10 protein-coding genes and 3 tRNA genes are annotated in these 9,748 nt (G+C 38.1%); 4 read left to right on the top strand and 9 right to left on the bottom strand.

The window, feature by feature from the left end; genetic code table 11:
• Positions 1–52 precede the first annotated feature (52 nt).
• The 8 genes from GCCT14_RS05235 to GCCT14_RS05200 all read right to left on the bottom strand — a co-directional run bounded on the left by GCCT14_RS05235 (position 53) and on the right by GCCT14_RS05200 (position 5,376).
• Positions 53–1,846 (bottom strand): ribonucleotide reductase N-terminal alpha domain-containing protein, encoded by a 1,794-nt coding sequence (locus tag GCCT14_RS05235; RefSeq protein WP_108624484.1) that lies wholly within the window; start codon positions 1,844–1,846, stop codon positions 53–55.
• 21 nt (positions 1,847–1,867) lie between these two features.
• Entirely contained in the window at positions 1,868–3,034 is a 1,167-nt protein-coding gene (locus GCCT14_RS05230; RefSeq protein WP_108624483.1) for a ribonucleotide-diphosphate reductase subunit beta, read from the bottom strand.
• Between the two features lie 96 nt (positions 3,035–3,130).
• Positions 3,131–3,204 (bottom strand) — tRNA-Ile (locus GCCT14_RS05225).
• Between the two features lie 11 nt (positions 3,205–3,215).
• Positions 3,216–3,288: transfer RNA gene (locus tag GCCT14_RS05220), tRNA-Ala, on the bottom strand.
• An 82-nt stretch (positions 3,289–3,370) separates the two neighbouring features.
• Positions 3,371–4,207, bottom strand: coding sequence for an RNA methyltransferase (locus GCCT14_RS05215; RefSeq protein WP_108624482.1), 837 nt, complete (start codon positions 4,205–4,207; stop codon positions 3,371–3,373).
• Positions 4,200–4,544 (bottom strand): signal peptidase II, encoded by a 345-nt coding sequence (locus tag GCCT14_RS05210; RefSeq protein WP_108624481.1) that lies wholly within the window; start codon positions 4,542–4,544, stop codon positions 4,200–4,202. Before GCCT14_RS05210 ends, GCCT14_RS05215 begins: the two co-directional genes overlap by 8 nt.
• 96 nt (positions 4,545–4,640) lie before the next feature.
• Entirely contained in the window at positions 4,641–5,024 is a 384-nt protein-coding gene (locus tag GCCT14_RS05205) for a TraR/DksA family transcriptional regulator (RefSeq protein ID WP_108624480.1), read from the bottom strand.
• Positions 5,025–5,289: 265 nt separating this feature from the next.
• Positions 5,290–5,376 (bottom strand) — tRNA-Ser (locus GCCT14_RS05200).
• 107 nt (positions 5,377–5,483) lie between these two features.
• On the opposite strand from GCCT14_RS05200, the gene GCCT14_RS05195 reads away from it, so the two are divergent.
• The 3 genes from GCCT14_RS05195 to GCCT14_RS05185 are packed head-to-tail and all read left to right on the top strand — an operon-like array spanning position 5,484 to position 7,905.
• Positions 5,484–6,317: a metal ABC transporter solute-binding protein, Zn/Mn family gene (locus GCCT14_RS05195; RefSeq protein WP_157952660.1), complete on the top strand. Its 834-nt coding sequence runs from the start codon at positions 5,484–5,486 to the stop codon at positions 6,315–6,317.
• On the top strand, positions 6,314–7,003 hold the full coding sequence (locus GCCT14_RS05190; RefSeq protein ID WP_108624478.1) for a metal ABC transporter ATP-binding protein: 690 nt from the start codon (positions 6,314–6,316) through the stop codon (positions 7,001–7,003). The genes GCCT14_RS05195 and GCCT14_RS05190 overlap by 4 nt, the downstream gene beginning before the upstream one ends.
• Complete coding sequence (locus GCCT14_RS05185) at positions 7,003–7,905, top strand: metal ABC transporter permease (RefSeq protein WP_157952659.1); 903 nt, start codon at positions 7,003–7,005, stop codon at positions 7,903–7,905. Before GCCT14_RS05190 ends, GCCT14_RS05185 begins: the two co-directional genes overlap by 1 nt.
• On the opposite strand, the gene GCCT14_RS05180 is transcribed toward GCCT14_RS05185, so the two are convergent.
• Positions 7,835–8,866: a mechanosensitive ion channel family protein gene (locus tag GCCT14_RS05180; RefSeq protein WP_108624476.1), complete on the bottom strand. Its 1,032-nt coding sequence runs from the start codon at positions 8,864–8,866 to the stop codon at positions 7,835–7,837. The genes GCCT14_RS05185 and GCCT14_RS05180 overlap by 71 nt on opposite strands.
• Positions 8,867–8,963: 97 nt before the next feature.
• Here GCCT14_RS05180 and rmuC point away from each other — a divergent pair, with 97 nt between their 5' ends.
• Entirely contained in the window at positions 8,964–9,728 is a 765-nt protein-coding gene (gene rmuC / locus GCCT14_RS05175) for a DNA recombination protein RmuC (protein WP_108624475.1), read from the top strand.
• Positions 9,729–9,748: the final 20 nt, after the last annotated feature.

Genomic DNA, 9,748 nt, shown 5'->3' with positions numbered 1-9,748 from the left:
TGGAAGAAGATGTTAGAAATGTTATTCGAGACTGGTCATCCTTGGATAACATTTAAAGATCCTTGTAATGTGAGATCTCCTCAAGATCGTTATGCCAAGTTTCCAAATATGCACAAATAACCCCACGACGCTTTCCACCTTGATTAACAGCTAGTGCTAAGTCATTCAGTATGCGTAGAAAAGGTACAACTCCCAATCCCAATCCATTTGTGCCACGAATTAAAGATCCTTTGCCACGAACAGAAGAAAATCCTACGCCAAGACCACCAGCATACTTAGATATTCTTGCGCATTCAGAATAAAGTCCAAAAATACCAGTCGGATAAAAACGATTACTTTCATCCGAATGCAATGACGCAATCTCATCAGAACAAGTTAGTCCAAAACAAGATGATAATTGTGGGTGCGAAGTTCCAGAGTTGAAAAGAGTCGGAGTCGAAGAACAAAAACGTTTGCTATTGTAAAGGGAATAAAAGGAAACAGCTGCTTCTTCTGGTTTTTTCTCAAGAAAGCTTAATCCTATCGCAACACGCATCCACATGTATTGAGGAACTTCTATCCTTCTCTTTTTTGAGTGACTCAAAATAGGAGTGCCTGAAGTTAAATCATCAACTTCTCTTTCATGCAGCATATAACGATCATAAAGAGTGTAAATGCCCAAAAAATCGAACTGAAAATCTCCTAATGGATTGATGAAAGAGGCCAAATATGAAAGGTTAAAGTTCAAACAACGCTTATCAAGAAGGCCGATTTCTACACCTCTCTCGACAAATCGCTGAAAACCATTAACATGGGCTACTTTCAACGCAACCATTCCATCCTGAACTGACCAATCCAAAACTTCTTCATAAATAAAAGTTAGCAAAATTCTAGCTGCAAAAAATCGATAACTTTCATCTTGTTCAATCAGAGTCCGCGCATTAAGCAAGACAGTTTGAGCTCGTTCTCTACGATTCATAGAAACATTCATCGTACGAACAATATGTTGTGCTAATTCATCTCGAGAATTTGGCAAAGAAAGACCAACAGAAGCAATTTCTATCCTAGCAAGAAGATCTGATGTGACGAGATCAGACAAAAACGAACCAGCTGATTCAAGTGATTGACTCTTCCTAAGCAAAAAACGCTCCTTTCTATATGAAGCATATAACTTTCTTAAACTAGTTAAGCCCATGCTATCTAAAGTAAACTCTACGCAATCTTGGATCTCTTCAAGATAAATCCGACTTCTTCCCTGCTCTAAAATATGACTTGTCACACGATCAGCCACTGAACACGCTTGCTTCTCAACACAAGTTAAAATATCAGCTGTCAATTCCCTGCCGTCAGTTCCATGCATATTTTTCGCCAACATTGCTTTGAGAACTGCCTTAAAAACCTTATCAGAATTCCAAGAAACAATTCGACCATTTCGCAAAACTACTGATAATCTTTCAGTTGATGATGCAGGCACAGAATCATCTCTAACAACCTTGGGGAAGATAAAATTCTCACTTTTAACTGAAAGCGATGCAGAACGAATAATTTCCTCAAGATGGCCAGTCTCCAAACAATTTCGACCAAGCTCACATACTTCAGCTAAAATTCTATTAGCAACATTCACAATCAAAAAATGAACACGATATGCATCTGCACCAGAAAAAACCGATACATCTTCACCACGAAAAAGAATATGTGAAACTTTTTTCACAAAACGTACAAGATCAAATGCAAGAATATCTCGATCAGCTTGAATTAAAGGGAGATCTACTGGAACTAGCAACTTGGATGATAAATAATCCCACAAATTATCATGAGGGTTAGTAGAAGACGTTCCAACTTTAGAGAAAACATCTGTGTTTGTCATAACCCACTCATATAGCTAAATTTAACAGTTGATACCTTCAAATAGGTCGCTTTCTTCATCAACACCACGTAATTCTGACGCTTTTGAATACTCTGTTACCCTTGTCTCAAAAAAACTTTCATTTTTCTTAAGATAAATCACCTCTGATGCCCAGTCTAATGGATTCTCAAGAACAATTTCCTCCTCAAACTTAACAACAGGATCCCATCCCAATCCTATTAATCTCCTATTAGCATTGTAGCAAACAAACTTCTTCAACTCGTTAGGAGAAAGGCCAGGAAGGCTCTGAGGCAATAAATCATCTACAAAAGAAAATTCCGTATCCATTGCTTGTAGTAAAAAGTTAGAACATTCTTCTACAAAAACATCATCCAAAATATCTGGTTCTTCACGGAAAAGATCCAAAAGAAGACAGCGCCCTAACTCTATATGATTGGTCTCATCTCGCAAGGTATAACGAAACATTTGTCCAACACCAGGCATCTTTCCCAAACGACAAAGATGTAATATTGGCAAAAATAGTGCCCAAAATTGTGCACCCTCCATCACCTGAGTAAGAGAAAAAATTGCTTTGGCAAAAAGCTTTTTGTTTTCAGTCTTTGTCAAATCAATGTCTTTCTTTAGGTATGGCATTCCCGACATAATCAATTCATTCTTATCTTTAATCGAATTCAAAGACAGAAACATAGCGTTAACTTCGTGTGGATTGATCCCAAGAGAAGAAATCATGTAGAGCAAGGAATCGGTATGTATGTTCTCTTCGTGAACATGCCTCCCAATGACCATCTTTAACTCAGGAGCACACAAATTTTCACGAATGACAGAGTAGCCGCAATCTCCAATCAGTCCTTCTGATGCGGAGAAATAACCAAGACCAAATTTTACAATATTGCGTTCTACAGGATTCAAATAATCGCTACTTGACCACTGTGCAACGTCATCGAACATCGGAATCTCGTGAGGAATCCAATGATTGGCATCCATCTTTCTGTACAGTTCGTATGCCCAAGAATATTTCAGTGGCAAAACATTGAATTCAGAGGAATTTCTACCATTAATGACTCTTTTCTGCAAAAAAGCTGATTTAGCAGCAGCCTCGTCCAAAACGTACTGTCGTTCACCAACTTTGTAAACAATTATACCCTTGCCCTGTTCGGCAATAGAGGGAGATTCGTCAGAACTTTCCATAAAAAAGCCTCAATGAAGAGCAAAAGAGGAGAAGGCGCAATCATACGAAAACAACTAATAAAAAACAGTCTGGCAGAAAATTAGGATATAAAAACGTGCGGCTACCAAGACTTGAACTTGGGGCCTCGACATTATCAGTGTCGCGCTCTAACCAACTGAGCTATAGCCGCAAAAAAAGCTATGGAGACTAGGAGACTCGAACTCCTCACCCCCTGAATGCAAATCAGGTGCTCTACCAAATGAGCTAAGTCCCCATAGTGTAGGAAAAACAAGAAAGTGTGTGAGTCTACACCCAGGAGAGATTTCGGGAAAGAGGAAGAGTAAGCTCGACTTATTCTAAATCAAGGGGGCGAAAAAAAATATTGCTGCAGCAGTAGAAACGTTTAACGAGTCAACTTTACCAAACATTGGTATGGATACGAAATAGTCCGACCTATCCATCCAAAAAGAACTTAATCCAAATTGTTCAGATCCAATAAGAAAGGCTGTTGGCTTTGCCCAATCAATTTCCTTTAGAGGCTTACCGATTCTAGGTTTTGTTGCGAGAAGCTGGTAGCCTTGTTTTTTCAACCAATCGTAAATATTATGAGAACTATCATGAAAGACAGGAACAGTGAATAAAGCCCCTAAACTAGATCGAACAGCGTTAGGATTCCAAATATCAGAAATTGGATCACTTAATATGATGGCTTGCAACCCCGCAGCATCTCCGCTTCTCAAAATCGCACCTAGATTCCCAGGTTTTTCAATCCGATCTAAAACAGCTATTCTTTCTGCAAGATTTGGAGTCCAAATTGTTAAATCACGATTTGGTATTTGAGAAACTGCTAACAATCCATCTGGACGGTCTCTATGAGAAAGAACAGAAGAAAAAATAGAAGAAGAAACTTGAAAAAGTTTGCTGCCCATGCAGGAAAACTTCTCAAGTAGAAAAAATGCTTCTTTATTTAAAAACAATTCTGAGCAAAAAAATACCCACTTGGGAGCACTAAAACCTAAACTTATACTCTCTATTCCTTCCAAATAACGTGATAATTCACGATACCCCTCGATAAGGAAAAGACCAGCTTTTTTTCTGTGTTTTTGATCTTTTAGCTTACTTGCAATTTTTAACTTTGGGTTATTCGTGCTAGTTAACCAAAGATGAAATGGAACACGATTGTTATCATCCACTTATTTTTCTCAGTCGAAAACTTTGCAAAAAAGAAAAGATAAAAAAACTAGAAAGGAACACATCCCCTTCATTCAAATTCAACACAAATGATCCAAAAGAAATTTCCCAACAATCCAAAACCCCGCCTAAAATCACAGAGCAAATCAGATTTTGACATCCACCAACAAACGCTAGAAAAGCTAATATCCTTTTGAAAAAAGACTGTTCTTCTTTAACAAACATAAAAAAACAGACAAGAAACATCAAACGAAGTAAAAAAAGAACATGATAATGGTGCGAAAAATAACCTAATGCACAACCGTAATTCAAATAAAAAGAAGACCTAACCGAAAACATAAAACCACAACATATCCAGACAAGTTGGGAATCATGCTGAAATAGATGCCGATTTACAACAGAATAAAAAATTAAATGCTCACCTCTATGCCTGTTTCACGACATCCTTTGTTGTTTTTCTGTTGCTTGTTCCAACTCTGCTTGTGACTTCACAGTAGTAACCGCATACGGGACAGCTTCCAACCTAGCAAAAGGAATCGCATCTCCGGAAATATCACAAATCCCGTAAGACCCCTCTTCAATTTTTTCCAACGCTCGATTTATCCTTCCCAACAAAGCAAACTCTTTAACAGTCATTTCAACACTTATCGCACGATCTAAATCATGTGAGCCCTCATCAGCCTGATGTTGCGAGTAACCCCTAGTTTCATCAGGTACACGAACCTCCTGAGTAGATCCTTGCAGAATCTTAGTCAAACGGGCACGCATGTCGAGAAGAATGAGCCTAAACCTCTCAATCTCTTCAGAACGCAACGACATATAATATACCCCCCCTTTCTAATCTTTTGAGGCATCAAGTTACTCTCAGACATCCACAAGTTGAACAAACTCAATCAGTCGTAGAAAACCATAGGACACCAACAACTAAATCCCCATAAAGTACAAAAGAACACGACAGAGCCAGAGTTTTACCAGTAATACCTATCAATTAAAAATACAAACAGAAAGCACCCTGCTTAAAGCAAAAGAAAATCAAACGCTCAGATGAAATGCTGGTAAAACAGTTCAGAGTGAACTACCCTATCGGAGAAGATGGGATTCGAACCCATGATACGCTTTCGCGCATACACGATTTCCAATCGTGCTCCTTCGGCCACTCGGACACTTCTCCTCAGATTCGAAAAGATTTTACGAAGAGGTCAGATTTCCCTCAAGAATAGTGTAGAATGCGTTTCTCAATTTGTGCTAGGCTCTTCCCTTTGGGGAAGGGAAGTCTTTATGCCTATTAAAAGCTCGAAAGGAAAGTGGCGTAATCTATGTCTGCTCCTAGTGTGGATGATAGCAACTAGCACTCATCTTATATCGGAAGAAATTATGGTAACACTCCCTTCTTATCTTTGGATTACAGAAGAGTTAGCTCAAGATGTTGCCAAAGTAGGATCTCTCCTTCAGCCTGGAGAAGGACATCATCTTTCTTCCATACCACCAGTAAAATTGGAGATGATGAGGGACTCAAAAATTTGGTTTGGTGTGGGAAATTGCCTTGAGGAATCGATACTTGCGGTTATTTCTGATAGTGTCACTTATGTAGATCTTAGGGACGGATCTTCAATATGTAATTCTAGTGATCCACATTTTTGGCTAAGCCTTTCTTGCTTAAGAGATCAAGTAGAATTCATGGCTGAAAAGTTGTGCCAAATTTTTCAAGAACAAGAGGAAAAATTAAAAGAAAATCTTTCTCGAGTGTTATCTAAGATCGATATGACAAAGAGAGAAATTCAGCACCTATTAAGCAGTAGTGAGTTTTCTATTATTTGCTCTCACGATGCATTGCGTTATTTTTGTAATGAATTTCAGATAGACTATCTCTCATTCGATGCCAATGGATACGAACCTTCATTTTCAGATTTGGAAAAGTTAGTGACAAATGTAGATGAATCACTTCCTTCACTTTTGGTAATGATCGAAGGTCATCATGAAGGATTAAGTAGAGCTTTAGCTGAGAATTTGAATGTGCCAATTTTTTCGTTCAATCCTGATTCTAGGGATGTACTAGAGCAACTTACATTACTTGCTAAGGCTCTTATTCAAAAACGTGAGGAAAACGGATGAATGATGTAGAGAATACTGGTCTGGTAGTCTCTAATTTGTCCCTTTTTCTTGGCAGGAAGATCTTATCTAGAATCTCCTTTCAAGTTACTCCTGGTAATCCTTTGGGATTGATTGGTCCTAATGGTGGGGGAAAAACTTCCCTTATACGCATTGTGGCTGGACTTCTCTCTCCAACTGAAGGTGAAGTTCATTTGATGGGTAAGAAAAGCACAATTGGATATGTTCCCCAAAACTTAGAAAGAGAATCAGATTTACCTCTTTCAACACTTGAATTCGTAGCAATGGGACATACATCGCAAAGGACAGTAGGATGGAGACTGTCAAATCAACAAATAGAAATGGCCAAATTAGCTCTTGCATCTGTTGAGCTCATAGATAAACAAGAAGAAAGAGTTTTCGATCTGTCTGGAGGACAATTGCAACGCGCTGCACTTGCTAGAGCCATAGTTAAAGATCCAGATGTACTTCTTCTTGACGAGCCGACCACAAACAGCGACCCACAATCAAAACGTGCTATTATGGGAATTTTGAACAGAATGAAAAAGAATGTAATTGTTCTCATTGCTTCGCATGATCGAGAGCTTTTACAAAATCTATGTACTGACTATCTTTGCGTCCAATGTAATGGCCTTCTTCTTAGAGAGGAAGAAGTATTTTCTCATTTTCTAATAGGGGCTCATTCATGATGCAATGGGTCGACTTTCTCGGATTAAACAGTCCTTTTTTTTTGCGGGCGACAATAGCAGCGTTAGGATGTAGCTTTTGCACAAGTATTATCGGCAGTTACATCGTCTATAGACGGCTTTCCAATCTATCTGCATCGATTTCACACGGTCTTGTGGCTGGTCTTGGCCTAGGAATTTACTTACAAAAAGTTGTCCATCTACAATGGATTTCTCCTGGAATAACATGTTTGGGATTTGCAGTTTTGAGCGGGTTACTTCTCTCACTGGCTGGGAAAGAAAGTTCTGCAAGTCAAGAAGCAATGGCAACCGCAATTTGGGTTAGTGGAAGTGGAATCGGATCGATACTTCTTTCAAAAACTCCATCTTCAGGACAAGAACTTAGTCGTTATATGTTGGGTAATATACTGTGGGTTTCAAACGTTCAGATAAAACAAGTGTTTATTCTTAGTGCCCTAATTTTTTCATTTGGCTTCATATTTCATAAACAAATTGTGTGCAGAACAGTTGATGAAGATATTGCTCGCTTGCATGGAATACAGGTGGAACGACTCGACTTTCTTCTCATGACATTCATTTCTATCACTGTTTCCATCTTGACGATTATTTTTGGTGGATTATTCGTAATGGCGTTTCTTCATTTGCCTGCCATGATATCTGAAAAACTTTCCAAACAAACTATTCTCTCATCCATGATTGTCACACTTTTCATAAGTGTAATATCTTCAGTACTAGGACTATTTATAAGCCTACATACAAATACCCCTCCAACAGGTGCTACAGCCCTACTTTTAGCTTCTCTTTATGGAATTTCCTTTATCTATTCGAAATGGGTCAAACGAATCGCAAGAAAATCTCTTCCCCTTCAACAAATTCCAGCAAATGGAAAAAAAATAAGTGATTAACCTCAAGAAAGACATTGTAATCTTTAGACAAAACATAAAATGCAATCCGAAAATTCCACCCAGCTCCTTTCAAACCTGTAACGAAAGCATAGTCAAATTTTACACCATCCAACTCACTTAGATGTTTTTGACAAAATTCTCTTAACTTTTTTATCTTACTGAGATCTGTTTCTGGAGAGATTACAAAGTCTATTATTGTCCTTCTGCGACTCATCCTCTTGAAGTTCTGTAAACAGGAAGAGGTAAGCTCCGAATTTGGAATGACAAGAAGTTCTCCTGATGTCGAACGAAGATGTGTAGTTTTAATGCCTATATATTCTACAGTTCCGATTTGATTGCCTGCACGAATAGTATCACCAATCCTAAATGGCGCATCTAACGTCAAAACAAAGAAGTTAAAAATGTCTCCTAAAACTTTTTGAGAAGCAAATGCCACTGCTAATCCACCAACTCCCAAACCTGTAACTAAAGCTGTAATATTGACTTGTAAATTGTCTAAAGCGAGTATTCCTCCGATAGACCAAACAACAATTTTTATGATCATTGTAATTGGTTCAATCAAATCATCTTCTGCAGATGGATACTTCCTTCGCACGAATCTAGAAACAACATCTACTAACAGAGAAACCGTTAAAGAACATCCTCGGAAAAATATCATAAATCCAAGGCCAAACGAAATAGGGAGATCTAGCCAATAAACAAAGTCTAGCTCCTTACAAAGCATATATAGAGCAACTGCTCTAGCGAATGGAAAAATATCTCCCATTGGAGGCTTAAGTATAGTATGAATCCAAGGGCATTTCAACTTGCCTAGAAATAACTTTGCGCCCCAGCTAACCAGTCGAAAACAACCGAAGGTTAAGAAAAATATTAATAGATCTTGAAAGAGATCGGAATAATTTGTTCTTAGAACGAGACCATAGATCCATTTCAGATAATTGTTCACTTTATCCAAGGTCATTGCTTTCTCCCCCCGTACACAGCCGATTTGATTACTTAACCTGATTCCTGCGGAGTAGTAATCTGAGGAAGAGAAAAAATCAAGACATACTTAATATATGACTCTGTTTGCGTTTTGCTTATTGTCAACTGCTTTGCTATCCATGATAGCCTATTTATTGCGGAGAAAGGTTAATTTAGAATCTTCTCTCCAAACATGTGAAATTGAACTTGCCATTTTAAAAGAAAGAATACAGCTAAAAGAGTCTTTGTGTGAAGAATACAAACAAGAATTGATCACTAAAGATCGAGAACTACAAAACTTAAGAGTTTCAAGTGCGACCTTAGACAGAGAAAAGGAATTTATTCAAAAGGAATTAGAACAACAAATTAAAAATTTGTCTAATCAAACAATTCGCACGACTCAAGAAACTCTCTTTCATGAATTTCGAACACAGTGGAATGCTATAGTAGAAAAAGATCGTCAAGATTGGAATAACCGAGAACTACGCATACAAAATATTCTCCAGCCCGTCCATAAAGAACTAGAACAGCTTAAATCTTTGCATGTCTCCTCAAACGAATCTTGGATAGGAACGTGCAATCGATTAACAGAGCAAATTAAATCTCAAGCAACACATTGCCTAGCGCTACAACAAGAAACGAAAGAATTAAAAGATGTACTTAAAAATCCAAACTTAAAAGGGCGATGGGGAGAACTTCGCTTAAAGAGAATTATCGAGATATGCGGACTAGTTTCATATTGTGACTTCGAAGAGCAAGAAGGTGATTCCAAAAAGAGACCTGATCCATTTCAGATAATTGTTCACTTTATCCAAGGTCATTGCTTTCTCCCCCCGTACACAGCCGATTTGATTACTTAACCTGATTCCTGCGGAGTAAT

It is taken from the genome of Candidatus Similichlamydia epinepheli, assembly GCF_003056015.1.
The sequence above is the reverse complement of the archived record's forward strand: the minus strand, read 5'-3'. Positions and strand labels throughout refer to the sequence as shown.

Bases quoted from the DNA above. Each gene is read 5' to 3' on its own strand.
- rmuC (WP_108624475.1), top strand. From the start codon at position 8,964: ATGACTCTGTTTGCGTTTTGCTTATTGTCAACTGCTTTGCTATCCATG.
- GCCT14_RS05210 (WP_108624481.1), bottom strand. From the start codon at position 4,544: ATGTTTTCGGTTAGGTCTTCTTTTTATTTGAATTACGGTTGTGCATTA.
- GCCT14_RS05205 (WP_108624480.1), bottom strand. From the start codon at position 5,024: ATGTCGTTGCGTTCTGAAGAGATTGAGAGGTTTAGGCTCATTCTTCTC.
- GCCT14_RS05180 (WP_108624476.1), bottom strand. From the start codon at position 8,866: ATGACCTTGGATAAAGTGAACAATTATCTGAAATGGATCTATGGTCTC.
- GCCT14_RS05235 (WP_108624484.1), bottom strand. From the start codon at position 1,846: ATGACAAACACAGATGTTTTCTCTAAAGTTGGAACGTCTTCTACTAAC.
- GCCT14_RS05195 (WP_157952660.1), top strand. From the start codon at position 5,484: ATGCCTATTAAAAGCTCGAAAGGAAAGTGGCGTAATCTATGTCTGCTC.
- GCCT14_RS05230 (WP_108624483.1), bottom strand. From the start codon at position 3,034: ATGGAAAGTTCTGACGAATCTCCCTCTATTGCCGAACAGGGCAAGGGT.
- GCCT14_RS05185 (WP_157952659.1), top strand. From the start codon at position 7,003: ATGCAATGGGTCGACTTTCTCGGATTAAACAGTCCTTTTTTTTTGCGG.
- GCCT14_RS05190 (WP_108624478.1), top strand. From the start codon at position 6,314: ATGAATGATGTAGAGAATACTGGTCTGGTAGTCTCTAATTTGTCCCTT.